At 65.2% G+C, this 25,643-nt stretch carries 12 protein-coding genes; 7 read left to right on the top strand and 5 right to left on the bottom strand.

Annotation, left to right across the window (positions count from 1 at the left end; genetic code table 11):
- Window positions 1–53: 53 nt before the first annotated feature.
- From AC56DV_RS24690 to AC56DV_RS24680, 3 genes are all read left to right on the top strand, one after another.
- Complete coding sequence (locus tag AC56DV_RS24690) at window positions 54–3,125, top strand: TonB-dependent receptor (protein ID WP_496316858.1); 3,072 nt, start codon at window positions 54–56, stop codon at window positions 3,123–3,125.
- Between the two features lie 134 nt (window positions 3,126–3,259).
- Window positions 3,260–4,810, top strand: a complete 1,551-nt coding sequence (locus AC56DV_RS24685) for an HD domain-containing phosphohydrolase (protein ID WP_496316857.1) — start codon at window positions 3,260–3,262, stop codon at window positions 4,808–4,810.
- A 22-nt stretch (window positions 4,811–4,832) separates the two neighbouring features.
- On the top strand, window positions 4,833–6,179 hold the full coding sequence (locus AC56DV_RS24680) for a GAF domain-containing sensor histidine kinase (protein WP_496316856.1): 1,347 nt from the start codon (window positions 4,833–4,835) through the stop codon (window positions 6,177–6,179).
- Window positions 6,180–6,183: 4 nt separating this feature from the next.
- On the opposite strand, the gene AC56DV_RS24675 is transcribed toward AC56DV_RS24680, so the two are convergent.
- Window positions 6,184–7,809 (bottom strand): NAD(P)/FAD-dependent oxidoreductase, encoded by a 1,626-nt coding sequence (locus tag AC56DV_RS24675; RefSeq protein WP_496316855.1) that lies wholly within the window; start codon window positions 7,807–7,809, stop codon window positions 6,184–6,186.
- A gap of 297 nt (window positions 7,810–8,106) precedes the next feature.
- Between AC56DV_RS24675 and AC56DV_RS24670 the strand changes: the two genes are divergently transcribed.
- Complete coding sequence (locus AC56DV_RS24670) at window positions 8,107–10,944, top strand: TonB-dependent receptor (protein WP_496316854.1); 2,838 nt, start codon at window positions 8,107–8,109, stop codon at window positions 10,942–10,944.
- A gap of 52 nt (window positions 10,945–10,996) precedes the next feature.
- Here the strand turns inward: AC56DV_RS24670 and AC56DV_RS24665 are convergent, their stop codons facing one another.
- Window positions 10,997–11,722, bottom strand: coding sequence for a 16S rRNA (uracil(1498)-N(3))-methyltransferase (locus tag AC56DV_RS24665; protein WP_496316853.1), 726 nt, complete (start codon window positions 11,720–11,722; stop codon window positions 10,997–10,999).
- Window positions 11,723–11,843: 121 nt separating this feature from the next.
- Between AC56DV_RS24665 and tkt the strand changes: the two genes are divergently transcribed.
- Together tkt and gap are read left to right on the top strand one after the other, a co-directional pair.
- Window positions 11,844–13,841 (top strand): transketolase, encoded by a 1,998-nt coding sequence (tkt, locus tag AC56DV_RS24660; protein WP_496316852.1) that lies wholly within the window; start codon window positions 11,844–11,846, stop codon window positions 13,839–13,841.
- Between the two features lie 38 nt (window positions 13,842–13,879).
- The gene (gene gap / locus AC56DV_RS24655) at window positions 13,880–14,890 is read left to right on the top strand and encodes a type I glyceraldehyde-3-phosphate dehydrogenase (protein ID WP_028833731.1); all 1,011 of its coding nucleotides are present in this window, start codon (window positions 13,880–13,882) and stop codon (window positions 14,888–14,890) included.
- A 66-nt stretch (window positions 14,891–14,956) separates the two neighbouring features.
- Here the strand turns inward: gap and AC56DV_RS24650 are convergent, their stop codons facing one another.
- The 3 genes from AC56DV_RS24650 to glnE all read right to left on the bottom strand — a co-directional run bounded on the left by AC56DV_RS24650 (window position 14,957) and on the right by glnE (window position 21,312).
- On the bottom strand, window positions 14,957–17,680 hold the full coding sequence (locus tag AC56DV_RS24650; protein WP_496316851.1) for a TonB-dependent receptor: 2,724 nt from the start codon (window positions 17,678–17,680) through the stop codon (window positions 14,957–14,959).
- A gap of 391 nt (window positions 17,681–18,071) precedes the next feature.
- The gene (locus tag AC56DV_RS24645; protein ID WP_496316850.1) at window positions 18,072–18,527 is read right to left on the bottom strand and encodes a cache domain-containing protein; all 456 of its coding nucleotides are present in this window, start codon (window positions 18,525–18,527) and stop codon (window positions 18,072–18,074) included.
- A gap of 31 nt (window positions 18,528–18,558) precedes the next feature.
- On the bottom strand, window positions 18,559–21,312 hold the full coding sequence (glnE, locus tag AC56DV_RS24640; RefSeq protein ID WP_496316849.1) for a bifunctional [glutamate--ammonia ligase]-adenylyl-L-tyrosine phosphorylase/[glutamate--ammonia-ligase] adenylyltransferase: 2,754 nt from the start codon (window positions 21,310–21,312) through the stop codon (window positions 18,559–18,561).
- Between the two features lie 158 nt (window positions 21,313–21,470).
- Between glnE and AC56DV_RS24635 the strand changes: the two genes are divergently transcribed.
- A complete protein-coding gene (locus AC56DV_RS24635; protein ID WP_496316848.1) occupies window positions 21,471–25,640 on the top strand; it encodes a YhdP family protein in 4,170 nt (1,389 codons plus the stop codon).
- Window positions 25,641–25,643: the final 3 nt, after the last annotated feature.

The following is a 25,643-nucleotide window of genomic DNA, read 5'->3' as shown; positions in this document are numbered from 1 at the left end:
CTGATAATCGAACGGCCGTCTACCTGGCGGCCTTTAATTGGGAAAAACCATAAATGTTGAAAAAAACTATACTGGTACGCGCGCTGTCGCTGGCATTCAGCACGGCCGCGTTAACCGCCGCTGTCATGCCGACTGCCATGGCGCAGTCGAATACCACTGGTAACATCGTTGGTACCGTGTCCACCCCTGCAGGCGCCACCATCAGCCTGCGCAACCTGGACACCGGCCTCAAGCGTACGGTGACCCCGGAAGCGAACGGCCGCTACCTGGTCACGGCACTGCCGGCAGGCCGCTATAAAGTCGAATTGCTGCGCGATGGCAAGGTCGCTGAGTCGACCGAGGTCGACATCGTTATCGGCCAAGGCGTGGACGCGTCGTTTATTGCTGCCGTGCAAGCCGTGCAAGTGACCGGCCGCCGCAGCAAGATCGACGTCACCAACACCAACAATGGCGCGACCTTCAGCGCCAAGGAACTGGCCAAGCTGCCGATCGCCCGCAACGTCGAGGCCATCATCCAGCTGGCGCCGAACACCACCCGCGCCGACGAGCGCTTCTCCGGCGGCGCCAGCTTCGGCGGCGGTGCGGCTTCGGAAAACTCCTACTACATCAACGGTTTCCCTGTCGTGAACCCGCTGACCGGCCTGGGCGCGTCCCAGCTGCCGTTCGGCGCCATCGCGCAAGCCCAGGTGCTGACCGGCGGCTTCGGCGCCGAGTTCGGCCGTTCCATCGGCGGCGTGGTCAACATCACCACCAAGAGCGGCACCAACAACTGGGAAGCGGGCGGCATGGTCAGCATCCAGCCGAAATCGCTGCGCTCGGATGCCAAGGACCTGTACTACGCAAAAACCGGCGCGACCGAAAACGCGGCAACCGACGGCACGCTGCGCCGCAACCGCTCGGCCACCGAAGTCCAGGAAAAAGTCTACAGCGCCTATGTGGGCGGTCCTATCATCAAGGACAAGCTGTTCATGTTCCTTGCAGTGGAACAGACCGACAAGGACACCAGCGGCGTCACGCCACTGGCCCAGGGCGAACGCCTGAGCACCTCGCTGACCCGCAACGGCTGGCGCACCACCGACACCAAGATCGAGCGCTACATGGCCAAGATCGACTGGAACCTGTCGGACGACCACCGCTTCGAATTCACCTCGCTGGGCGACACGCCTGAAGTGAACGATGCGGACGAGGGATACGACTACGCAACCGGCAAGCACAACGGCGTGGTCACCTCGCGCGTCAAGAAAACCAACGTCGACAGCAACGGCGGCAAGACCAACATGCTGAAGTACACCGGCAACCTGACCGATGACCTGACCCTGACCGGCCTGTTCGGCCGTACCGAGTCGGTGCACAAGTACGAGCCGGAAGGCTACGACCCGTCGGAGGTGCTGTTCTCGGTGGTGGCGCCTTCGAACGCGCGCGCCCCTGGCCTGAGCTACCCTGACGTGCAGCCGATCGCCGGCAACATCCTGGCCGACGGCTCGAAAGACATCGTCAAGTCCTTCCGTCTTGACCTGGAATACAAGCTGGGCCAGCACACCATCCGCGGCGGTATCGACTCGAACAAGGTTGAATCGATCAACGCCGGCGAATACAAGGCCGGTGGCGGTACCTGGACCTACGCCAAGACCGACAACCCCAATCAGCCTCAGCAAGGCACCGGCGGCGCGATTCCTGCGCCGGCCAGCGGCGGCGGCCTGGGCCTGCAGGGCTACTACGTATCGAAGGGCCTGTTCAGCACAGTCACTTCGTCGTACGGCGAGCAGACCGCGCAATACCTGGAAGACCGCTACCAGGTCACCAAGGACATCCTGGTGGTCGGCGGTATCCGCCGTGAGTCGTTCAAGAACCAGAACGGCGACAAACAGACCTTCCTGGAAATGAAGAACCAGATCAACCCGCGTCTGTCCGTATCGTGGGACGTGAACGGTGATTCGTCCCTGAAAGTGTTCGGTACCACCGGCCGCTACTCGGTGCCGATCCCGACCCACATCACGGTGCGCGGTGCCGGCCGTTCGACCTTCACCGACCAGTACTTCACCTACACCGGTGTGGACTCCAAGGGCGCCCCGACCGGCCTGGTGCAGCTGACCGCGCCGCAATCGGGCAACAACGAGTTCGGCCAGGAAAAAGACCTGAAAACCCTGTCCGCGCTGGACATGAAGCCTGCTTACCAGGACGAAATCACCGCCGGCTTCGAGAAAGCCTTCTCGCCGACCCTGAACTTCGGCGCCAAAGTGACCTACCGCAAGCTGAAGTCGACCATCGACGACTTCTGCGACGTGCGTCCGTTTGAAGCCTGGGCTGCCCGCAACAAGGTTGCCATCACCAACCCGCTGTGGGGCAACACCTGCCAGACCTTCAACCCGGGTGAAGACAACAGCTTCTACGTTGACTTCGTCGGCGGCGGCAAGAACGATACCCTGGTCAGCCTGACGGCTGCCGAGCAGGGCTTCGGCAAGCCTAAGCGCACCTACGCCGCGCTGGACGTGTTCGCTGAACACCCGCTGCGCAACGGCTGGTACGGCAAGGTGAACTACACCCTGTCGCGCAACGCCGGCAACACCGAAGGCCAGGTGCGTTCGGACAACGGCCAGGCTGACGTGGCTGTGACCTCGACCTGGGATTACCCAGAGCTGATGCTGGGTGCCGACGGCCGTCTGCCGAATGACCGCAAGCACCAGATCAAGGCGTTCGGCTTCTACGAGATCACCCAGGAATGGGGCGTGGGCGCCAACCTGCTGCTGGCTTCTGGCCGTCCGCGCAGCTGCATCGGCACCGAGCCGAATCCAGGTGCGACCGGTTCGCCAGGCTACACCAACCAGACCTTCTACTGCGGCGGCGCTACCCGTGCCCAGAACTTCATCATTCCGCGCGGCACCATCGGCAATCTGCCATGGGACAAGCGTCTGGACATGAGCCTGGAGTACAAACCTGCGCTGGTCAAAGGCCTGTCGCTGAAGATGGACGTGTTCAACGTGACCGACACCCAGGTTGTGCAAAGTGTCAGCGAAGCGCGTAACGTGCGCGGCAATACCCGTATTGCCTCGACCTACGAAACGCCGCTGAGCTACACCGCGCCACGCTCGGTGAAATTCACCGCTGCGTACGACTACAAGTTCTAAGCTTGTTCCACCCGCCGGTTATCCGGCGGTGTCGCTCCCAAATTTTGCGCCGGCTCTTGCCGGCGTTTTTTTATGTCTGAACGCGAAGAGTGGATGTACAATCAGCAATATTCAGAGCCCCCTGCGAGGCCGCCATGATCGACGACGAAATGCAGTTTGACGATGATGCGCCGGCGGCGTCCGCCGCGTCCGCGCCATGGCAGGTGCTGATCGTCGACGACGACGAATCGGTGCACCAGGTGACCCAGCTGGTGATGGGCGATTTCGAGTTCGACGGGCGCCGCCTGCAGTTCAGCCACTGCTATTCGGCGGCCGAGGCGCGCGCCGTGCTGGCTGCCGCCGGCCCGTTCGCCTTGATCTTGCTGGACGTGGTGATGGAAAGCGACCACGCGGGGCTGGACCTGGTGCGCCACATCCGCGAGGAGCTGGGCGACGGCCAGGTGCGCATCGTGCTGCGCACCGGGCAGCCGGGCCAGGCCCCGCAAGCCTATGTGCTGAAAAGCTACGATATCAACGATTACCGCGAGAAGACCGACCTCACGCACGCCAAGCTGAGCGCCGTGTTTTATTCGGCGCTGCGCGGCTACCGCGACCTGATGCGCCTGGAGCGCGCGCGCAGCGGCCTGCGGCGCTCGATCGACGCCATCACCCACGTGGGCGACTCGGACAATCTGCGCGCCTTCTGCTCGGCCGTGCTGGAGCAGGCCAGCGCGCTGCTGGGGCACGGCGGCGAGGGCGTGTGCGCCAGCCGCCGCCCGCCCGACGTCGACGCCTATGCCGCCGCGCCGCAGGCGGACCGGCTGCGCGTGCTGGCGGTGACCCCGGCCTACGCCGGCCTGCCGGCCGACGAAACGCTGGCGCAATTGCCGGCGCCGGTGGCGGCCGCCTTTGCGCGCTGCATGCGCGAGCGGCGCGACCACCACGGCGACTATTACTACGCCTGCTACCACCGCACCGGCGAAGGCAACGAGAGCCTGCTGTACATGGCGTTCTCCGATCCGGTGGGGGAGGCCGAGCGCGAGCTGCTGGCGCTGTTCTCGGCCAATGTGGCCATCACCTATGAAAAGCTGCTGCAGCGCGAGGAAAGCGCGGCCACGCAGCAGGCCACGGTGGCCATCCTGGGCGGGGCGCTGGAACGGCGGGCGCCGGACAGCGATGGCCACGTCGAGCGGGTGGGCGCCATCGCCGCCATGCTGGCCGAGGCGGCGCAGCTGGCGCCGGCGGCCGTGCGCCAGCTGCGCCAGGCCGCGCCGCTGCACGACGTGGGCCACAGCGGGGTGCCGGACGCGGTGCTGAACCAGCCCGGCCCGCTGGACGGCGAGCAGTGGCGGCTGATGCGCCGGCACAGCGAGGTCGGCTGCGCCATGCTGCAGCGCTCGCCGCAGCCGGTGCTGCAGCTGGCCGCCGCCATCGCGCACGAACACCACGAGCGCTGGGACGGCAGCGGCTACCCGCGCGGCCTGGCCGGCGAGCAGATCAGCCTGGCCGGGCGCATCACCGCGCTGGCCGATTTCGTCGATGCCATGGTCAGCCCGCGCTGCTACCGGCCGGCCTGGCCGCTGGCGCACGCGCTGGAGCAGGTGCGCGCCGAGAGCGGCAAGCGCTTCGATCCCGCGCTGGCGGCGCTGCTGCTGCAGCGCGCGGAAGAGCTGCGGCAGCTGTACCTGCATAGCCCACCCCAATGAATGCCTTGCCCGGAGTTGCGTCATGACCGCCCATTCCCCCGCCCTGTTCGACGAGCGCGACGGCCGCCTGCTGGCCGAGGCGGCGCTGCGGTCGATCACCGCGTCCACCTCGCGCCTGCGCGGCGACGAGTTCCTGCGCACGCTGGTGCGCGACCTGGCCCGGGCGCTCGACGTCACCTACGTGATCGCCGGCCGCGTGATCCGGATGGCGGACGGGGAGGGCATCCGCACGCTGGCGGTGTGGGGCGGCACGGACTTTTTGCCCAACATGGAATACAGCCTGCTGCACACCCCCTGCCAGGACGTGACCGACCAGACCATGTGCTTCCACGCCTGCGGCATCCAGGCCGACTACCCGAAGGACACGCTGCTGGTGGACATGCAGGCCGAGAGCTATATCGGCATGCCGATGATAGACACCGAGGGCAAGACGCTGGGCATCCTGTCGGCCATCGACACCAAGGCCATCGACGAGAACAAGCGCCTGCTGGCGCTGTCGCTGCTGTCGATTTTCGCGGCGCGCTGCGCGGCCGAGCTGCAGCACCAGGACCGCGAGGAACTGCTCGAGCACAAGGTGCAGCAGCGCACCGAGGCGCTGCGCGCGGCCCAGGCCAGCATGGTGGAGCAGGAGAAGATGGCGGCGCTGGGCGCGCTGGTGGCGGGCGTGGCGCACGAGGTGAACACGCCGATCGGCGTGGCGGTGACGGCGGCCTCCGGCATGAGCGCCTACGCGGCGCAGATGGTGGACACGCTGAACGCGCCCAAGGTGAGCCGCTCGGAACTGGTGGCGCTGGCCGAACGGCTGAAGGGCGCGGCCACGCTGATCGAGCAGAACCTGGCGCGCGCGGCTGAACTGATCGGCAATTTCAAGCAGCTGGCGGTGGACCAGGGCACCGAGCATGTCACCGAGCTGGCGCTGCGCGAGTACGTGCACAGCCTGGTGTCGGCGCACAGCCCCGAGCTGCGCAAGGGCGCGATCAATGTCAACCTGGAGATCGACCCGGCGCTGCGCGCGCGCCTGCCGGCGGGCAAGCTGTCGCAGGTGCTGTCGAACCTGCTGATGAATTCAGTCAAGCATGCGTATCCGGACGGCGGACCGGGCGAGGTGGGCATCGCCGCCCGCGTGGAACGGGCCGAGGGGCGCGACTGGCTGCTGATCGATTTTTCCGACGACGGCGTGGGCATGCCGCCGGCGGTGCGCGAACGGGTGTTCGAGCCCTTCTTCACCACCAAGCGCGGGCAGGGCGGTTCCGGGCTGGGCATGCACATTGTTTACACCATCGTGCACCAGATGGGCGGGCAGGTCGGCGTCGATGCGGCGCAGCAGCGCGGCTGCCGCTTCCACGTGCGCCTGCCGCTGCCTGCCTAGCGCCTCAGTCCTTGGCCGCCATCGACAGCGCCACCGCTTCGGCCACCTTGATGCCGTCCACGCCCGCCGACAGGATGCCGCCGGCGTAGCCCGCGCCTTCGCCGGCCGGGAACAGGCCGCGCGTGTTCAGGCTTTGCAGGTCGTCGTCGCGGCGCTTGATGCGGATCGGCGACGAGGTGCGCGTTTCCAGCCCGGTCAGCACCGCGTCGTGCTTGAAGTAGCCCTTGACCTGCTTGTCGAACGCCGGGAAGGCTTCGCGCAGCGCCGTCACCGCGTATTCCGGCAGGATGGTGGCCAGGTCGGTCAGGTGCACCTGCGGCTTGTACGATGGCACCACGGCGCCGAACTCGGTGGACGGGCGGCCCGCCACGAAGTCGCCCATCAGCTGGCCCGGCGCGCTGTAGTTGCTGCCGCCCAGTTCATAGGCTTTTTCCTCCAGCCGGCGCTGGAACTCGATGCCGGCCAGCGGGTGGCCCGGGTAGTCTTCCGGCGAAATGCTGACCACGATGGCGCTGTTGGCGTTGCGCTCGGCGCGCGAGTACTGGCTCATGCCGTTGGTGACCACGCGGCCCGGCTCGGACGCCGCCGCCACCACGGTGCCGCCCGGGCACATGCAGAAGCTGTACACCGCGCGGCCGTTGGAGGCGTGGTGCACCAGCTTGTAGTCGGCCGCGCCCAGGATGGGGTGGCCGGCGTTGGGGCCGAAGCGGCAGGCGTCGATCATCGACTGCGGGTGCTCGACGCGGAAGCCGATCGAGAACGGCTTGGCTTCGATGAACACGCCGCGCTGGTACAGCATCTCGAAGGTGTCGCGCGCGCTGTGGCCGATGGCCAGCACCACGTGCTCGGTGGCCAGGCGCTCGCCGCTGCCGAGCAGCAGGCTGCGCACCTGGCGCTCGCCGTTGGCCTCGTCGATCTCGATGTCGGTCACCTTGGACTCGAAGCGGATTTCGCCGCCCAGCGCCACGATTTCCTGGCGCATCGCTTCCACCATCTTGACCAGGCGGAAGGTGCCGATGTGCGGCTTGCTGACGTAGATGATTTCCTCCGGCGCGCCGGCTTTCACGAACTCGGTCAGCACCTTGCGGCCGTAGTGCTTGGGGTCCTTGATCTGGCTGTACAGCTTGCCGTCCGAGAAGGTGCCCGCGCCGCCTTCGCCGAACTGCACGTTCGATTCCGGGTTCAGCTCGCGCTTGCGCCAGAAGCCGAAGGTGTCCTTGGTGCGCTCGCGCACGGTCTTGCCGCGCTCGAGGATGATGGGCTTGAGCCCCATCTGGGCCAGGATCAGCGCGGCGAACAGGCCGCACGGGCCCATGCCGATGACCACCGGGCGCGGCTGCGCGCCGCTGGCGTTGACGTTCTGCGCCACGTATTTATAGCGCGTGTCCGGCGAGGGCATCAAATGGCTGTCGCGCGCGTTGGCCTGCAGGATGGCGTCGTCGCCGGTGGTTTCCACGTCCAGCGCGTAGATCAGCACGATGGCAGACTTCTTGCGCGCGTCGTAGCTGCGCTTGTAGACGGTGTAGCCGACCAGTTGCTCCGGCGCAATCTGCAGGCGGGCCAGGATGGCGGCGGTCAGTTGTTCTTCGGTGTGGTCGAGCGGGAGTTTTACTTCGTTCAGTCTGAGCATGGCAGTTCCAGTGCTTGTAGTTATCAAGCAGATTGATCGGGGAAACGCGCGCGCGGCGCGCCGAACCGGCGATCGTAGCACGCCGCCGCGCGCCGGTCCAGCGTAAAATTCCGCACCACTTTGGTGCTGTTGTAAATTGACAATATTATTTGGTAGCTATCGGAAAGTAACAATCTTTACGAATTGCTATGGCTATACTCGCAGGCGGACCCTGCTGTCGTGGTGCAGCCGGGCCGATTGATGGCTGGCTGTGCGCCTCATGAGGGCGCTGCCGGTCTTTCCTCGATTGGAGAAAAAGTGAAGAAAAAGTTGATAGTGCAGGCAATAGCACTGCTGGGAATCGTGGGCTGGAGCGAACTGGCGCTGGCGCAATTGCAAACCGGCGCAGCGGCCGACGCGCCGATCGAGCGCGTCATCGTGACGGGCTCCAACCTGAAGCGCACTTCGACGGAAAATCCGTCCGTGGTGCAGGTGATTTCCAAGAAGGAAATAGAACAGTCGGGCGCAGTCAGCGTGGCCGACCTGATGGCCAAAGTGCCGGCCCTGGGTTCGTCCAACCAGGTCGACTCGCGCGACGGCGGCTTCTCCAGGGGCCTGGCCACCGCCTCGCTGCGCAATCTGGGTTCGGCGTCGACGCTGGTGCTGATTAACGGCCGCCGCATGTCGCCGGCCGCCTACGCCGACCCGAACGCCGGCCAGTCCACCCAGTACGACCTGAACTCGATCCCGCTGTCGGCGCTTGAGCGCGTCGAGATCCTGAAAGACGGCGGTTCGGCCGTGTACGGTTCGGACGCGATTGCCGGCGTGATCAACTTCATCACCAAAAGCAACTTCAAGGGCGGCGACATCACCGCCCAGCGTAGCCAGGACGGCTACGGCAACTTCGGCCGCAGCGGCATCAGCGGCGCCTACGGCTTCGGCGACCTGGAAGAAGACCGCTTCAACGCCTTCGTCGCCTTCGACTTCTCCAAGCGCGACCGTACCCCGATCGCCGAAGCGCGCGCCGTGCACGCCGACCAGTCGCGCGCCATGGATGGCCGCCTGAGCAACTTTTACAGCAGCGTCAGCCAGTACCCGGTGTTCTTCAAGGAAGCGCGCCTGGGCAGCGGTTCTTTCAACCGTTACGTATCGGCTGACCTGAGCTGCAACCCGGCCGATATCCGCACCGGTTCCACCGCGCTGGTGCCGATGCTGGCTTCGGACGTGATGATTGGCAACAAGTTCTGCAACTACGACGGCTGGCAGCTGGAAGACGCGCAAGGCAAGAGCGAAAGCTCGAACGTGCTGGCGCGCGGCGAGTTCAAGGTCGACGCCAACATCCGCGCCTTCGCTGAAGCGTCGTACAGCAAATCGGAACTGGAATACAGCGGCGTGTCGCGCACCCTGTCGCGCAACAAGACCACCGTGTTCCCGAAAGACGGCCCCGGCATCAGCTTCCAGCCTGTGCTGGGCGTGAACCATCCGGACAACCCGACCCGCGGCACCGCCGGCGCGGTGCCGGTGGCGGTGAACTACCGCTTCACCGACGCCAGGGGCGGCAGCTCCAACGAAAACACCTCGACCCGTTTGCTGGCCGGCCTGAAGGGCAGCCACTTCAACTGGGACTGGGATACCGGCCTGCTGTACAACGAGTCCAAGCGCCACCAGGTGTCGAACGGCTTCCTGTACCTGCCTATCGTGCAGCGCCTGGTGACCGAGAACGTGCCGCTGAAAACCATCGCCGGCACCCCGGGCGTGACGGTCGACTCGCCGCTGGACGGCAAGGCCAGCATCACGCAGTGGGACATCAAGGGCAGCACCGAGCTGGGCCAACTGGCCGGCGGCGCCATCGGCCTGGCCGTGGGCGCCGAGGTCAAGCAGGAAAAAATGAGCATCGTGCCCGATGCGCGCACCGTCAACGGCCAGATCATCGGCCTGGCGAACCAGTACTCGCAAGCCAAGCGCGACGTGGCTTCGGTGTTCTCCGAAGTGCGCCTGCCGGTGCTGAAGTCGGTGGACGTGGAACTGGCCGGCCGCTACGACAAATATGACGGCTTCTCCGGCAGCTTCACGCCGAAAGCGGGCGTCAAGTGGACCGTGAGCCCGACCCTGGCCGTGCGCGGCACGTACTCGGAAGGCTTCCGCGCGCCGTCGCTGACCCAGATGGTGGACGGCGGCACCCAGTACTTCCTGAACAACTTCGAAGACAAGCTGCGTTGCGGCAAGCCGGGCGCCGACGCGACCGACTGCCTGAAGAGCCTGTCGGGCGTGGCAGCGTCGAACAAGGACCTGGTGCCGGAAACCTCGAAGAGCTTCACGGCTGGCCTGATCTTCTCGCCGGTGAACAACTTCGACATCCTGTTCGACTACTACAACATCCGCAAGGACAAGGAAACCGACCTGATGTCGGCGGTGGCCGTAATCCAGGATCCGAGTCTGGCCCACCGCGTCAAGCGCGACCAGAACCAGGGCACCTGGCTGACCAACCCGGCAACCGGCCAACTGATCCCGAACTCGGGCCCGCTGATCAGCATTGAAACGCCGTACATCAATGCCGGCGGCACCCGTACCAGCGGCATCGACCTGGAACTGGCGCTGCGCAACAACCTGGGCGCCTACGGCAAACTGGCCAGCCGCTTCAACGCCAGCTACACCCTGAGCTACAAGAAGGCCCAGGCGGATGGCGACCCGATGATCGACCTGGTCGGCACCAACGGCGCGGTCTACAACGACACCACCAGCGTGGGCGAAATCCCGCGCCTGCGCGCGTCGCTGTCGTCGACCTGGAGCTACCAGCAGCACAACCTGACGGCCACCGCCAACTACATCTCGTCGATTTCGATGATGGCGGCCTACAGCACCCAGGAAGACGGCAAGGTCGGTCCTTACGAGGAAGCCTACTGCGAATATGGCCGTGCCAACCGCAATCCGGATTACCTGAAGTTCTACCCGGACTGCAAGGTGAAATCGATGACCACGCTGGACCTGGCATATGCCTACAACGGCTTCCGCAACACCGTGCTGAGCTTCAACATCGCCAACGTGCTGAACACCAAGGCGCCGTACGACCCGTCGTACGCCACCGCCGGCTACAACTCGTCGCTGCACAGCGCGCGCGGCCGTTTCTTCACGGTCAAGGCAAACTACAAGTTCTAATGTAGTTGCCGCAGCTTAGTTGCCACGGCTTCTTAGTTGCTGCGGCTTGGCCTTACATGCCGCCCCAGCTGGCATTCAGTGCAGCCAGGGCGGCCAGGGCGGCCGTTTCGGTGCGCAGGATGCGCGGCCCCATCGACAGGGGCAGCGCGCCCTGCGCCACCGCCAGGTTTTCCTCTTCTTCTGAAAAACCGCCTTCCGGGCCGACCATGATGGTCAGCGCCTGCGGCGGCTGGTGGCGCGCCCAGTCGGCCAGCGACTGGCTGCCGCGCGGCGTCAGGATCACGCGCCTATGCATGTCCTGCTGCGAGATCCAATCCTTGAAGTCGTCCACCGGCGCCAGCTGGGGCAGGCGGTTGCGGCCGCTTTGCTCGCAGGCCGAGATGATCACGCCTTGCCAATGAACCAACTTTTTTTCCGCGCGCTCGCCCGCCAGCTTGACCACGCAGCGCCGTGCCGCCAGCGGCTGGAAGGCGGCCGCGCCCAGTTCCACGGCTTTTTCGATGATCCAGTCCATCTTGGACGCTTCCGGCAGCGCCTGCGCCACCGTCACCGCGTAGGGCAGTTCGGCCTCGCGCGCGGTGTGGGCCTTGATTTCGGCGCTGGCGCGGCGCTTTTCCACCGTCTGCAGCACCGCCGTGTACTCGCCGCCGTCGCCGTTGAACAGCGTGACGGCTTCGCCCGGCGCCAGCCGCACCACGTGCACATGGTGGGCGACCGCTTCCGGCAGGTCGATGATGAGGCCGACGGCGAGCGGCTGCGGGCAGTAGAAACGGGGCATGCGGGGGCCTTGATGAGTGCAGTTGGATGCGTAATTTTAATGGCCGGCCCCCCGGTCTGGTAAAATACTTGGTTCAAGCAAGCACGCTTTGCCTTATTTCAAACCTTCCGCAATCACCACGATGACTACTACGCTCCCTACCACTCAAATGGCCAACGCGATCCGCGCGCTGGCAATGGACGCTGTACAGAAGGCCAATTCCGGCCACCCGGGCATGCCCATGGGCATGGCTGAAATCGCTGTCGCGCTGTGGAGCGGTCATCACCGCCACAATCCCGCCAACCCGAAATGGCTGAACCGCGACCGCTTCCTGCTGTCGAACGGCCACGGCTCCATGCTGCACTACGCGCTGCTGCACCTGGCCGGCTACGCCGTGACCATGGACGACATCCGTTCGTTCCGCCAGATGCACTCGAAAACCCCGGGCCACCCGGAAGTGGACATCACGCCGGGCGTGGAAACCACCACCGGCCCGCTGGGCCAGGGCATCGCCAACGCGGTCGGCATGGCGCTGGCCGAGTACCTGCTGGCGGCCGAGTTCAACAAGCCGGGCCTGGACGTGGTGGACCACTATACCTACGCGTTCGTGGGCGATGGCTGCCTGATGGAAGGCATTTCGCACGAAGTGTGCTCGCTGGCCGGCACCCTGGGCCTGAAAAAACTGATCGCCCTGTACGACGACAACGGCATCTCCATCGACGGCAAGGTCGAAGGCTGGTTCACCGACGACACCCCGAAACGCTTCGAAGCCTATGGCTGGAACGTGATCCGCGACGTGGACGGCCATAGCGTGGCCGCCGTGGACGCCGCCATCGCCGCCGCCAAGCAAGCCGACAAGCCGACCCTGATCTGCTGCAAGACCATCATCGGCAAGGGTTCGCCCAACCTGCAAGGCGGCGACAAGGTGCACGGCGCCGCGCTGGGCGACAAGGAAATCGCCGCCGTGCGCGAGTACATCGGCTGGACTCCGGCCCCGTTCGAGATCCCTGCCGAGGTGTACGCCGCATGGGACGCGAAAGCCGCCGGCGCGCAGCACGAAGCCGAATGGACCGCGAAGTTCACCGAATACAGCGCCAAGTTCCCGGCCGAAGCGGCCGAACTGTCGCGCCGCATGGCCGGCGACCTGCCTGAGGGCTTCGACGCCACGCTGGCTGCCGCCATCGCCGCCTGCGTCGAGAAGAAGGAAACCATCGCCACCCGCAAGGCCAGCCAGAACGCGATCCAGGCGCTGGCACCGGTGCTGCCTGAATTCCTGGGCGGCTCGGCCGACCTGACCGGCTCCAACCTGACCAACTGGAAAGAGTCGGTCAACCTGCGTTCCGGCAAAACCGGCAACCACATCAACTACGGCGTGCGCGAGTTCGGCATGAGCGCCATCATGAACGGCGTCGCCCTGCACGGCGGCTACATCCCGTTCGGCGCCACCTTCCTGACCTTCTCGGACTACAGCCGCAACGCGCTGCGCATGGCCGCGCTGATGAAGCAGCGTTCGCTGTTCGTGTTCACCCACGACTCGATCGGCCTGGGCGAAGACGGCCCGACCCACCAGTCCGTGGAACACGTGTCCTCGCTGCGCCTGATCCCGGGCCTGGACAACTGGCGTCCGGCCGACACCGTCGAATCGATGGTGGCGTGGGGCGAAGCGGTCAAGCGCAAGAACGGTCCGTCGACCCTGATCTTCTCGCGCCAGAACCTGCCATACCTGGAGCGCAGCGAAGCCGTGGTGGCCAATATCGCCAAGGGCGGCTACGTGCTGAACGACGTGGCCGAGGCCCAAGTGATCCTGATCGCCACCGGTTCCGAAGTGGAACTGGCCGTCAACGCCGCCAGCGCGCTGGCCGCCGAAGGCATCGCCGCGCGCGTGGTGTCGATGCCGTCGACCGACGTGTTCGACCGCCAGGACGCCGCCTACAAGGCCAGCGTACTGACCAAAGGCACGCCGCGCGTGGCCATCGAAGCCGGCGTGACCGATTTCTGGTACAAATACGTGGGCCTGGAAGGCGCCGTGGTCGGTATCGACACCTTCGGCGAATCGGCGCCCGCGCCTGTGCTGTTCAAGCATTTCGGCTTCACGGTGGAAAACGTCGTGGCCAAAGTTAAATCTGTTCTGGTTGCCTAATACTGCATTGACCCTTTTTTATTCATCAGGAGCTTAGTATGACGATCAAAGTAGCAATCAATGGCTACGGCCGCATCGGCCGTAATGTACTGCGTGCTTTCTACGAAGGCGGCAAGAAGCAAGACATCCAGATCGTTGCCATTAACGACCTGGGCGACGCCAAGTCGAACGCGCACCTGACCCGCTACGACACCGCGCACGGCAAGTTCCCGGGCACCGTGACGGTGGACGGCGACAACATGATCGTCAACGGCGACGTGATCCGCGTGTTCGCGCAGCGCAACCCTGCTGAAATCCCATGGGGCGACCTGGGCGTGGACGTGGTGCTGGAGTGCACCGGCTTCTTCACCACCAAGGAAAAGGCTTCGGCCCACCTGAAGGGCGGCGCCAAGAAAGTCATCATCTCCGCGCCGGGCGGCAAGGACGTGGACGCGACCATCGTGTACGGCGTGAACCAGCACGTGCTGAAGTCCACCGACACCGTGATCTCGAACGCTTCCTGCACCACCAACTGCCTGGCGCCGCTGGTCAAGCCGCTGAACGACGCCATCGGCGTTGAAAACGGCCTGATGACCACCGTGCACGCCTACACCAACGACCAGGTGCTGTCCGACGTGATGCACGAAGACCTGCGCCGCGCCCGTTCGGCCACCATGTCCATGATCCCGACCAAGACCGGCGCCGCCGCCGCGGTCGGCCTGGTGCTGCCTGAGCTGAACGGCAAGCTGGACGGTTTCGCGATCCGCGTGCCGACCATCAACGTGTCGCTGGTCGACCTGTCCTTCATCGCCTCGCGCGACACCACCGTGGACGAAGTGAACGCACTGATGAAGGCCGCTTCTGAAGGCGCGCTGAAAGAAGTGCTGACCTACCAGACCGAACCGCTGGTATCGATCGACTTCAACCACAACCCGGCGTCGTCGAACTTCGATTCGACCCTGACCAAGGTGTCGGGCCGCCTGGTGAAGGTATCGTCGTGGTACGACAACGAGTGGGGCTTCAGCAACCGCATGCTGGACACCACCGTGGCGCTGATGAACGCAAAATAATTGGCTTCTGACATAAAAAAACCCTCCCAGACGCAAGTCCGGGAGGGTTTTTTTGCTTCTAAAGGATTAGAAGTTGTAGGTGGCGCGCAGGTAGTAGGTGCGGCCTTTTGGATCGGTGAAGCGCGGGTCGTAGCCAGCCTGGAAGGTCTCGGTCTGGTAGGACAGCGGCGGGGTGCGGTCGAACAGGTTGCGCACGCCGAAGGTCACCGACAGGCCTTTCAGGATGGCTGCCGTGGCGTAGCCGTCCCAGGTGGTGTACGAAGCGACGCGGTATTCAGGATCCTGGTCGATGTAGCCGGTCTTCGAGTGCGCTGCAATGCCGGCGCCCCAGATGCCCTTGGTCCAATTGATATTGGCGTTGTTCTGCCAGCGGAAGATCGGGCCGGTGCCGGAGAAGATGCCCACGTTCTGGTGCCACTCGCCGCCGTCGCTGTTCTGGTACTCGTACTTGTGCACGTAGGTGCTGTTCAGCGAGAAGGTGGTGTTGCCGTAGTCGGCAGAGCGCCAGCGGTAGTTCACGCTGATGTCCAGGCCGTCGGTGTTCACGCCGCCCAGGTTCTGGGTGCGCAGGTCGATGTAGCCGCAGGTCAGCGGGTTGGGGCACTGCGAACCGTCGGTAGCCAGGTTGCCGGCCGCCGTGCGGTGGTACAGCGAAGCGTACTTGACCGGGTCGCCGAACACGTCGTCCTGGTTCAGCTGGCCGATCTGGTGCTCCAGCTGCAGCTTCCAGAAGTCCAGGCCGACCGACAGGTTGTTGACCGGTTCGAACACCACGCCCAGCGCGTAGTTCTTCGACTCTTCCGGCGCCAGGGCCTTGTTGCCGCCGGTCAGGGTCTGGAACTGCTGCTGGCAGTTGGCCGCGGCAGGCTTGCCCGGGATCGGGGTGCCGCCCGGGCAGTTGACCGGATCGTCATACTGGTTCGAGTTGGTGTAGGTCTGGGCCGAGTTGATCTCGTACAGCGACGGCGCGCGGAAGCCGGTCGAGTAGGAGCCGCGCAGCAGCACGGTCTTGGTCGGCTGGTAGCGGAAGCCGAACTTCGGATTGGTGGTGCTGCCGAAGTCGTTGTATTTGTCGTAACGCACGGCGGCTGTCACGTCCAGGTCCTTCAGCAGAGCCAGGTTCAGCTCGGCGTACGCCGCGCTGACCTTGCGCGAACCTTCGTTCAGCGTGTTCGGGTCGATACCGGTGGAGGCCACGACCTTCTCGGCGTACTCGGTGTTCGCTGCGCTGTGGAATTCCTGCTTGTCGAACTGGCCGCCCAGGGCCAGCGCGCTCGGACGGCCGGCGCCGAACCAGTCGCCCAGTTCGCGGCTGGCGCGCACGTCGAAGCCCTTCATGGTGCCCTTGGCGTTCTGGATGTTGCCGTTCAGCGCTGCGCTGTCGATCAGCGCCATGCCGGCGGCGCTCTGCTCGCCGTACGGGTTGATCACGCCTTCCAGCACGCCCTTGGTGATGATGCCGCCGTCGCTGTAGCCGATCAGGTTGCTTGCCACCTTGTTTTTGTTATAGGTGAAGGCTGCGCCGTAGTCCCAGCCCGCCACCGTGCCTTGCAGCGAAGCGACGAAGCGCTGCTGCTGGTTGACGTCGTCGCCGGCGCGCGAGCCGTTCGGCAGGTCGCGCCATTTCACGTGCACGAAGCCAGGCAGGACGCCGGCCGGGGTGTTTTCTTCGGTGTAGGTCGGGCTCAGCGGCACGTTCGGGGTGATCGAGCCGGGGTTGCCTGGGTAGAACGGGTTCAGCGAACCGTCCGGACGCACGCGGTTCTGGAACAGGCCGCCGTATGGCACCGGCGCGATTTCGCTGCCGATGCGGCTCTTGGTGATCAGGTATTCCAGGCCCAGTTCATGGTTCTCGGCCAGCTTCACGGTGCCCTTGATCAGGCCGGTGTTGCGCTCGCTCTTCGGAATGTAGTCGACGAAGGAGGAGGTGGTCATCTGGCAACCGCTGCCGGTGGCGTCCGGGATCAGGTTGGGCGCGCTGGTGCAGTTCGGCGCGGCAGGGTTGCCGCTGTTGCCGTCCTGGTAATAGTTGGCCGGGCTGGTGGTCGGCGACAGGCCGCCCGGGTAGCGCTTGTTGAAGTCGCGCTCGGTGCCCTTGATGCGGCGCTGCACCTGGTGGTCGCCCATGGCGAAGATATTAAAGCCGTCGGTGTCCAGATTACCGTAGCCCACGCCGATATTCGCGCTATTCGAACCGCCGCCTTTCTTTTGCGGGGAATCGATGCCGCCGGTAACGGTCACGCCGGTGTAATCTTTACGGGTAATAAAGTTAATCACGCCGCCCACAGCGTCCGAGCCATACAGCGAGGATGCGCCGTCGCGCAATACTTCGACGCGCTCCAGCGCGGCGAATGGAATCATATTCAAATCGGGTGCGGAGCTGTCCAGCGCGTTATTCGCCAGGCGGCGGCCGTTCAGCAGCACCAGGGTTTTATTGGCGCCGATGCCGCGCAAATCCGCAAAGGACGCGCCGCCGGTGCTCAGGCCGACAACCTGGCTGGTGCCCTGGTTGGTTTGCACCGAGCTCAGATTGGCCATGACCTGTTCAATGGTGGTAATGCCCTGCTTTTTCAGGTCATCCATTTTTACGACCGTCACGGGCACGGCGGTTTCAGCGTCGATACGCTTAATGGCGGAGCCGGTAATTTCAACGCGCTGGATAGGCGCGGCTGCCGGTGCGGCAGCGTTTTGTGCGAACGCCGGCTGGGCCAGCATTCCCAAGCCGGCAATGGCCACGCCTCCGGAGAATACGACGCGCAGCGAGCGAGCCAGGGCTTTTTCTATCAACATAGTCATGTTCCTTATTAGAGTGTCTGTTGCATTAGCAATCCTTCAGGGATTGCTAATCGGGCTATCAGACACTGGGCGGAAAACCCTGTCAAACGTGCGTATGTAACGCGATTGAAACAAAGCGGCTCTTGACAGGGCCGTCCGTGGGGGCGCAATGCGGATAAGTGATTCACTTAGTAGGGGCTGGCCCCGCGTTTTGCCCATTTGCCGCTTTATTGCGTTTTGTATCAAAACCTGTGGATGCGCGTGCAATGTTGCAAGTCTGCCACAGTGGACGTTTGGGAACGTCGTGCCAGCTTCTGGCGCGATCAAGCCAGAAAACGGTGCAACGGGCGAAAAAAAACGCCGCGGATGCGGCGTTTGAGCGGATGAGTTCGGTTTTTTTGCTGCGCTATTTATAGATGCCGGACCCGACCAGCAAGTCGCCCGCGCGCTCCACGTAGCCGGATTTGGCTTCCACCGCCTTGGTTACCGGGTTCGGCCATTTAAAATCCACCCAGCCGCTGCCTTTTTCCTTGGCCACTTTCACCATCTCCTGGATCATGGCTTTGCCTTCATTATCTTTCATGTCCAGCAGGTTTTTTCCGACCAGCTTGGGATTCACCCCGTGCGCCACCGCCACGCCGTTCAAATCGTACACATAAATATACAGGTCGCGGTCGTGAAAATCTTTATTGGCCGGATCGGAAATCGCGGCGAAGGCCTTTTCCTTGCCGTCGGATTTAATCAGCGCCACGGCTTTTTTCACCATGGCCACCGCTTCGCTGGCCGAGCCTTTTTCCGCCGAATAAGCGGGAGCGGCGAGTAAACCCAAACTGATTGCGATGCCACCTAAGAACATTTTCATTTGTCTCTCCTTTGTTGGAATGGGACTGCGCTTACTCTAATATTTCCTTCCACAACTGGATAACATGCGCGGCATGGGCGGCCACCCGCGCCGGATCGACGCGGGCATTTTCCTGGCCCTGCAAACGCATCTGGTGCTGCAATTTACGGAAAGCGCGGTAGGCGTCGGCCACGCTGGCGGCCAGCGCCGGATTAATCAACCCCAGTTCGCCGCACATTTTCAGTAGGGCAATATTACCCACATTTCCCGTCAATTGGGAATAGGTGGCGGCGTGTTGCAGCACCAGGTACTGGACGATGAATTCGATATCGATCATGCCGCCCGCGTCCTGTTTTAAATCGAACAGCTCGGAGCGGTTGGGGCGGGCGTCGGCCATTTTCCTGCGCATGGCCTGCACTTCGCGTTTCAATTCGCCGTCCAGCGGCCGCGCGCGGCGCAATACCTGGCAGCGGATTTGTTCGAAGCGCTGGCCGATGGCCGCGTCGCCGGCGCAGAAACGGGCGCGCGTGAGGGCCTGGTGTTCCCAGATCCAGGCCGAACTGTCCTGGTAGCGCTCGAAGGCTTGCACGCTGGACACCAGCATGCCGCTGGCGCCGTCCGGCCGCAGCGCGATGTCGACGTCGAACAGCTGCCCGGCCGAGGTGTGCGAGGTCATCCAGGTGATGAAGCGCTGCGCCAGCTTGGCGTACTGGGCCGGCGCGTCCTGGTCGTCGTCGTTGAACAGGAAGATCACGTCCAGGTCGGAGATGTAGCCCAGCTCCTTGCCGCCCAGCTTGCCGTACGCGATGACGGCGAACCGCGGCACTTCGCGGTGGCGGGTGGCCACCGTCCGCCACACCGCCTGCACGGTGGCGGCCACGATCACGTCGGCCAGCGCGGACAGGTGGTCGGCCAGCTTTTCCACCGTCAGGTCGCCGGCCAGGTCCTGCGCCAGCAGGTGGAACAGCTGGGCGTGGTGCACTTCGCGCAGGATGTCCATCTGGCGCTCGGTGTCGCCGGCGGCGGCGGCCAGCTGGCCGTCCAGCTCGGCCGCCAGCGCCACCGGGTCGAACACGGCGTTGCGGATGCGGTCGTCCAGCAGCTCGTCCAGCAGGATCGGGTGCTTGGTGAGGAATTTGGCGGCCCAGCCGCTGGCGTGCATCATGCGGATCACGCGTTCCAGCGTGTGCGGGTACTCGGTCAGCAGCGACAAATAAGCCGAGCGGCGCGCAATGGCTTCCAGGAAGTCGAGCAGGCTGCCCAGGGTCACCAGCTGGCTGCCGATGCTGGACTGCTCGGCGGTGTGGGCGATCAGCGGCAGCGCCGCGTTCACCAGCGACACCAGGCGGTTGCGGCTCGCTTCCGGCAGCGACTGCAGGCGCGGCGCCTGCCAGGTGGCCACCAGGCGCTGGGCGGCGCTGGCCGGATCGTCGTAGCCCAGCGCGGCGAAGCGGGACTGGATCGCTTCCAGGTTGTCCGGGTCGGCGCACTCGTTGCTGGTGGCGGGGTCGATGTCGCCGTCCTGCTGGCCATTTTGCTGGCCGTTGGCGACCTTTTCGGCGAACATGGCGTCGAATTGCTCGGCCACGAACTTGCGGTGCGCTTCGATCCGCGCCAGCAGCGTGGCCACGTCCGGCAAGCCCATCATCTGCGCCACCACCAGCTGGTCGGCCTCGTTGGGCGGCAGGGTGTGGGTCTGGGCGTCGTCCAGGTATTGCAGGCGGTGCTCCAGGTTGCGCAGGAAGGTGTAGGAAGCCAGCAGCTGCAGCACGATGTCGGTGCTCAGCAAGCCTTTCTCGGGCAGGATGCGCAGGGTGGCGCGGGTGGAGCGGTCGCGCAGGGCGGCGTCGCGCCCGCCGCGTATCAGCTGGAACACCTGGGCCAGGAACTCGATTTCGCGGATCCCGCCGCGCCCCAGCTTGACGTTGTTGCTGCGGTCCGGGTGCAGCCGCTCCTGGCGGTTGACCTCGGCGCGGATCTGGGCGTGCATATTGCGGATGGCGTCGATGACGCCGAAGTCCAGGTAGCGGCGGAACACGAAGGGCCGCACGATGGCGTCCAGCGCGGCGATGTCGGCCGGCTTGCCGGTGACGGCGCGCGCCTTGACCCAGGCGTAGCGTTCCCATTCGCGGCCCTGCACGATCAGGTACTGCTCGACCATGCTCAGGCTGGCGGCCAGCGGGCCGGAGCCGCCGTTCGGGCGCAGCGCCATGTCGACCCGGAAGGTGTAGCCGTCCTCGGTGATCTCGGCCATGGCGGCGATCAGCTTCTTGCCGAGGCGGACGAAGAATTCGTGGTTGGACAGCGAGCGCTGGCCGGGGCCGGCCGCCGTGTCGCCGTCTTCGGGATAGACGAAGATCAGGTCGATGTCGGAGGACACGTTGAGCTCGCCGCCCCCCTGCTTGCCCATGGCCAGCACCATCAGTTCCTGCTCCTCGCCGCTGTCGTGGCCGACGGGCTGGCCGTGCAGGGCCACCATTTCCGCGTGCAGCGCCGCCACGTGCTGCCGGATGGCGAAGTCGGCGAAGCGGGTCATGGCGGTCACCACCTCGTGCAGGTCGGCCCGGCCTTCCAGGTCGCGCCGGATCAGGCCGCATACCAGCAGGTTGCGCAGGCGGCGCATGGCGCGCGGCAGGGGCAGCGGCTGCTCTTGCCCCACGTCCGCTTCCCTTGCCAGATAGGCGGCGAAATCCAGTTCGGCCAGCGATAATTTCGCCAGCGCATCAACCTTGGCCGCGCGGCCCGGATCGGCGCTGAGCCAGCGCTGGTAGTAACGGGAGGCGGAGGTCAGTGCGGGTGCGGTCATATAAAGGAAGGTAAGGGGAAAGTAACTTAGTGTTGCAACGTAATAAACAGAGCGTGGGGATACCGGCCTATGCGGTAAAATGAACGCGTAGGCTCCTTCAGGGCTGGAAACGATTTTAGCGATTTATTTGACGCCGGGCCCGAATTATTAGCTTATTGATGCAAAAACCGCCAGAGGAGACCGTGACAGGCAGCGTGCCCTTGGCCGAACGCTGGCACCGGCTGCGTTCCGCCTATCGCGTCTGCAATCTGGCCACCCACCATGTGCTGGGCTTTACTGTCAAGTTGGCCCTGTTGGTGTACTTTGCCTTCGCCGTTCTGCTGCTGGTGCTGCGCTACCTGGTGCTGCCCAATATCGACCACTACAAGGGCGACATCGAGCGCCTGGCCAGCCGCGCGGTCGGCAACCCCGTCACCATTGAACGCATCTACGCCTCCTGGTCCGGCCTCAGCCCCAGCCTGTTCCTGGGCGACGTGGTGCTGCGCGACCCGCAGGGCCGCGAAGTGCTGGCGCTGCCCAGCGTGTCGGCCACGTTGTCGTGGTGGAGCGTGGCGGCGGCCGACGTGCGGTTCGAATCGCTGGAACTGATACGCCCCAAGCTGGACGTGCGGCGCGAGGCGGACGGCAAGCTGTACGCGGCCGGCGTGTATATCGACCTGAACCGGAAGGGCGACGGCAAGGGCGCCGACTGGCTGCTGGCGCAGCGTGAAATCGTCATCCGCGAAGGCCAGCTGGACTGGACCGACAAGCTGCGCGGCACGCCGCAGGTGAGCCTGGCCGACATGCGCCTGGTGCTGCGCAACAAGTGGCGCCGCCACCAGTTCGGCATGACCGCCACCCCGCCCGCCGCGCTGGGCGGCCCGCTGGACGTGCGCGCCGACTTCGTCCACCCGGCCTTCGCCAGCCGCCGCTCCGACGTGCGCCTGTGGCAGGGCGAGCTGTACGCCGACGTGCGCCAGGCCGACCTGGCCGCCTGGCGGCAGCATATCGATTACCCCTTCGACCTGCGTTCCGGCATGGGTTCGGTGCGCGCCTGGATCAAGCTGGACCACGCCAAGCTGGCCGGCTTCACGGCCGACGTCAGCCTGGCCGACGTGACGGCCCAGCTGGGCAAGGACCTGGAGCCGCTGGACCTGGTGGAAGTGCGCGGCCGGGTCTCGGCGCGCGAGGAAATCCCCGCCACGCTGCAAATCGGCCAGCCCGCGTTCGGCGTGCTGGGCCACAGCGTGACGCTGAACAATTTCTCGCTGCGCACGCGCGATGGCCTCGAGCTGCCGCCCACCGATTTGTCCGAGCGCTATGTGGCGGCCACCGCCAAGGCGCCGGCGCGCATGGAGCTGAACGCCAGCGTGCTGGACCTGGAAACCCTGGCCGCGCTGGCCGGCCGCCTGCCGCTGAACGAGGGCCAGCGCGCCATGCTGGAAGACGTGGCGCCCAGCGGCCGGCTGCGCGGCGTGGCGGCCTCCTGGTATGGCAGCTATCCGGCGCTGCTGTCCTACCATGTGAAGGCGGAGCTGGACGGCCTGGGCCTGCGGCCGCGCGCGGCGCGCCTGCCTCAGCCGAAGAACGGCAAGATCCCGGCGGTGCGCGGCATGCCGGCGCTGCCGGGTTTCGAACACCTGAGCGGCACCCTGGAAGCGAGCGAGAAGGGCGGCACCTTCACCCTGGACGCCGACCAGCTGCTGCTGCAGATGCCGGACTATTTCGCCGAAGCGGCGATGCAGTTCGACAAGCTGCGCGGCCGGATGAGCTGGTCGTTCGAAGGCAATGAACAGCTCAGGGTCGACCTGCACAACCTGGAATTCGCGCAGGAAGGCCTGAGCGGCTCGCTGTCCGGCAGCCATGTGCTGCCGCTGGACGGCAAGAGCGCCGGCGTGGCCGACTTTACCGGCAAGCTGGACGGCTTCGACCTGAAGAAGATCGGCCGCTACCTGCCGCTGCAAACTCCGGAACACCTGCACCACTGGCTCACCGGCGCGCTGGAGGACGGCATGGCCGACGACGTGACCTTGCGCCTGCGCGGCGACTTGGCGCATTTCCCGTTCAAGAGCGCGGGCCCGGTGCCCACCGCCGCCGAGCGCGCCAGGGGCGAGTTCCGCGTGGCCGGCCGCCTGACGAATGGCAAGCTCAACTACGACCCCGGCTTCTACGCCAAGGACGGCAAGTCGCCGCTGTGGCCGCAGGCCGAAAAGATCAAGGGCAGCTTCGTGTTCGACCGCACGCGCATGGAAATCCGGGGCGACACGGCCACCACCGGCGGCGTGGCGCTGAGCGGCGTGAAAGCCGTCATCGCCGACTTGTCGTCGCACGACGGCCTGCTGGAGATCGACGGCAACGCGGCCGGGCCGATGCAGGAATTCCTGCACTATGTGGCGGCCAGCCCGGTGCTGGAATGGATCGGCCATTTCACCGACGAGACGCAAGCCAGCGGCAACGCCAGGCTGGCGCTCAAGCTGCAGCTGCCGCTGAACCATATGCACGATTCGAAAGTGCAGGGCTCGCTGCAGCTGGCCAATAACGACATCGTGCTGTGGCACGACATGCCTGTGGTGGCGGGCTCCACCGGCAAGATCGAATTCAACGAAAAAGGCGTGAACCTGAACAACCTGGCGGGCAACTTCATCGGCGGCCCGGTTTCCATCACCGGCGGCAGCCAGCGCGACGGCAGCATCCAGGTGCGCCTGGGCGGCACCGTCACGGCCGACGGCCTGCGCAAGACCTGGCCGTCGCCGCAGATGCAGCGCGTGGCCGGCCACTTCAGCGGCGGCACGCGCTACAGCGGCCTGGTGGTGGCGCGCGACCACCACTACTCGGTCACGGTCGATTCCACCCTGGCCGGCCTGGGCCTGGACTTCCCGGCGCCGCTGGCCAAGGGCGCGGCCGACACGCTGCCGCTGCATTTCGTGCTGAACGGCACCCACGCCAACGAGGCGGGCCTGATGCGCGACGAGATCCGCGTGGCGCTCGGCTCCGGCATTGCGGCCGCCTACCAGCGTCAGCGCCAGGGCAAGGACGCGTGGAAACTGGTGCGCGGCGGCATCGGCGTGAACGTGCCGGCGCCGGAACCGGACAGCGGCATGATGCTGCAGGCTAATGTGAAATCGCTCAACGTGGACCAGTGGCTGGCATTGGGCGAAGCCATCGCCGGCAAGGATGCGGCCAGCAGCGGCGGCGGCAGCGGCGCCGACGCGGCGCAATATGTGGTGGCCGACACGATGGCCGCGCGGGCGGGCGAGCTCATCATCGGCGAGCGCAAGCTGGACAATGTGGTGGTGGGCGTCAGCCACCAGAAAAACGTGTGGCAGGCGAATATCGATTCGCGCCACGTGAACGGCTACGTCACGTGGAACGAGTCGCCGACCGGGCAGGGCGTGGGCAAGGTGACGGCGCGCCTGTCATCGCTCATCATTCCCGAGTCGCAGGCCAACGAGGTCAAGGACTTACTGGAGAATAAGGCCGCCCAGCCCGCCATTCCGGCGCTGGACGTGGTGGCCGAGCGCTTCGAGCTGTTCAACAAGCCGCTGGGCCGCCTGGAGCTGCAGGCCCACAACGCGCTGATCGCGGCCTCGCGCGAATGGCGCGTGTCGAAGCTGTCGCTGGCCAACGCGGACGGCGAACTGAACGGCACCGGGCGCTGGGTGGTGAAGGACGGCCAGCCGCAGACCAGCCTGAACTTCGAACTGGAGATCGCCAACGCCGGCAAGCTGCTGGACCGCTTCGGTTTCGCCGACACCGTGCGCAACGGCAGGGGCAAGCTCAGCGGCGACATTTCCTGGAAGGGCTTGCCGTATTCGCTGGACATTCCCAGCCTGTCGGGCCAGATCAGCATGAACGTGGAAAAGGGCCAGTTCCTCAAGCAGGACCCGGGCGCGGCCAAGCTGCTGGGCGTGCTCAGCCTGCAGGCGCTGCCGCGCATGCTCAAGCTGGACTTCCACGACGTGTTCTCGGAAGGCCTGGCGTTCGACGGCATCAGCGCCAACGCCGCCATCACGCGCGGCATCGTCAAGACCGACAACTTGAAAATGCACGGCGTCGCCGCTACTGTACTGATGGACGGCACCGTCGATATCGCCAACGAGTCGACCAATCTGCGCGTGGTGGTGATGCCGGAAGTCAATCTCGGTACGGCGCCGCTGGTGTACGCGCTGGCGGTGAACCCGGTGATCGGCCTGGGCAGCTACCTGGCCCAGCTGTTCCTGGCGCAGCCGATGATGCGCGCGCTGACCTATGAAATGCAGGTCACGGGGCCGTGGAAGGCGCCCGTCATCACCAAGCTGGACACCGGCAGGCTGGAAGCGGCCAAAGACCAGGCCAAGGCCAAACCATAAGGA

This window comes from Massilia sp. BGA-UO-ETr-WB1 (assembly GCF_059567845.1).
The sequence above is the reverse complement of the archived record's forward strand: the minus strand, read 5'-3'. Positions and strand labels throughout refer to the sequence as shown.

Excerpts from the sequence above, each read along its gene's own strand:
- AC56DV_RS24690 (WP_496316858.1), top strand. The coding sequence starts at position 54 with ATGTTGAAAAAAACTATACTGGTACGCGCGCTGTCGCTGGCATTCAGC.
- AC56DV_RS24685 (WP_496316857.1), top strand. The coding sequence starts at position 3,260 with ATGATCGACGACGAAATGCAGTTTGACGATGATGCGCCGGCGGCGTCC.
- AC56DV_RS24680 (WP_496316856.1), top strand. The coding sequence starts at position 4,833 with ATGACCGCCCATTCCCCCGCCCTGTTCGACGAGCGCGACGGCCGCCTG.
- AC56DV_RS24675 (WP_496316855.1), bottom strand. The coding sequence starts at position 7,809 with ATGCTCAGACTGAACGAAGTAAAACTCCCGCTCGACCACACCGAAGAA.
- AC56DV_RS24665 (WP_496316853.1), bottom strand. The coding sequence starts at position 11,722 with ATGCCCCGTTTCTACTGCCCGCAGCCGCTCGCCGTCGGCCTCATCATC.
- tkt (WP_496316852.1), top strand. The coding sequence starts at position 11,844 with ATGACTACTACGCTCCCTACCACTCAAATGGCCAACGCGATCCGCGCG.
- gap (WP_028833731.1), top strand. The coding sequence starts at position 13,880 with ATGACGATCAAAGTAGCAATCAATGGCTACGGCCGCATCGGCCGTAAT.
- AC56DV_RS24650 (WP_496316851.1), bottom strand. The coding sequence starts at position 17,680 with ATGTTGATAGAAAAAGCCCTGGCTCGCTCGCTGCGCGTCGTATTCTCC.
- AC56DV_RS24645 (WP_496316850.1), bottom strand. The coding sequence starts at position 18,527 with ATGAAAATGTTCTTAGGTGGCATCGCAATCAGTTTGGGTTTACTCGCC.
- glnE (WP_496316849.1), bottom strand. The coding sequence starts at position 21,312 with ATGACCGCACCCGCACTGACCTCCGCCTCCCGTTACTACCAGCGCTGG.
- AC56DV_RS24635 (WP_496316848.1), top strand. The coding sequence starts at position 21,471 with ATGCAAAAACCGCCAGAGGAGACCGTGACAGGCAGCGTGCCCTTGGCC.